This is a genomic window from Priestia sp. P5_B4 (genome assembly GCF_056400385.1).
The window spans coordinates 1-1,481 of sequence record NZ_JBFULJ010000916.1 but is presented as its reverse complement, the minus strand read 5'-3'; the positions used below and the strand labels follow the sequence as shown (position 1 = coordinate 1,481).

Here is a 1,481-nt window from a genome sequence, read left to right as displayed (position 1 = left end):
CACTGGGTTTGGGGAGTTGGCGGATGGCTTCGTGAACTAGGAGCTATTGACTTTGCCGGAGGAAACGTCGTTCACATTTCGTCAGGTGTAGCAGGATTAATTCTAGCTCTTGTTGTTGGAAAACGAAAAAATGCCGATGCCGCAGCACCTCACAATTTACCGTTAACTCTTTTAGGCGGAATGCTGATTTGGTTCGGGTGGTTTGGTTTTAACGTTGGAAGTTCTTTAACTATTAACAGCGTTGCAATGACGGCTTTTATTAACACGAATACAGCGGCAGCAACAGGAATTATCGGCTGGCTTGTAGTAGAGTGGATTATCAATAAAAAACCTACGCTGCTTGGAGCCGTTTCGGGAGCGATTGCTGGACTTGTAGCTATTACACCAGCTTGTGGATTCGTTACACCGTTTGCCTCTATTGTAATTGGTTTTATCGGCGGTGCAGTTTGTTTCTGGGGTATCTTCTCACTTAAAAAGAAAATCGGTTACGACGATGCGTTAGATGCATTTGGTCTTCACGGTATTGGGGGAACATGGGGAGGTATTGCAACAGGTTTATTTGCCACAACTTCTGTAAATGACGCCGGTGCGAATGGTTTATTCTACGGAGATCCAAGTCTACTTTGGAAACAGCTGGTTGCTATCGTAGCAACATACCTATTTGTCGGTATTGCTACCTTCATTATCGTTAAAGTGGTTGGATTAATCGTATCTCTGCGTGCGACACAAGAAGAAGAAACACTTGGGCTTGATATTACGCTGCACGGTGAAAGAGCGTATCACGAATCGAATATGTAAAAGGGGTGGGCACAGTGAGTGATGTTTTAACGAAAATTGAAATTATTACACGCCCTTCAAAGTTTGAAGAGCTTAAGCAAGAACTGGCGAAAATCGGCGTTAGCGGTATTACAGTTACGGATGCACTGGGGTGCGGGTTGCAAAAAGGTATTACAGAGCTTTATAGAGGCGTTAAAAAACAAGACAACATGCACGCACGAATTAAAGTAGAAATTGTGGTGTGCGAAGTTCCGGTATCTGACGTTGTTGATAAAGCAAGAAAAGTACTAAATACAGGTCAGCCTGGAGATGGGAAAATATTTATCTATGAATTAAAAAATGCGATTAAGATCCGAACAGGGGAAGAGGGATCACAGGCATTACGAAATAATAGTTAAAGTCGGGGAGAAGTAGAAAACAAAGGGTCACATAAAAGAGGCTTGGACAAAAGTATGTTAGCCAAAGTGAAAAACGAACCGTTAGTCAACATGTTTGATTMACGGTTCGTTTTCTTTGTTATGTTAAACATACATCTGTTTCGTTCCTTCTAGCAGCTGATTGGAAAGAAAGGCGAAGACTCCTGTAGGAAAAGCGGAACAGACGAGACCCCACAGGAGCGCAAGCGACGAGGAGGATCAGCGACTGCCCGCGGAAAGCGAAGTCTTGCGCAGAAATCAATGGCGGTGTCACAAGCAGTTCAGCTC

General features: G+C 43.7%; 2 protein-coding genes. Both read left to right on the top strand.

The window, feature by feature from the left end; translation table 11 throughout:
* On the top strand, positions 1–798 hold a 798-nt coding region (locus AC1DRF_RS27450; protein ID WP_477742243.1), incomplete at its 5' end, for an ammonium transporter.
* Positions 799–812: 14 nt separating this feature from the next.
* Positions 813–1,175, top strand: a complete 363-nt coding sequence (locus AC1DRF_RS27445) for a P-II family nitrogen regulator (protein ID WP_013057611.1) — start codon at positions 813–815, stop codon at positions 1,173–1,175.
* The last annotated feature ends 306 nt before the right edge of the window (positions 1,176–1,481 follow it).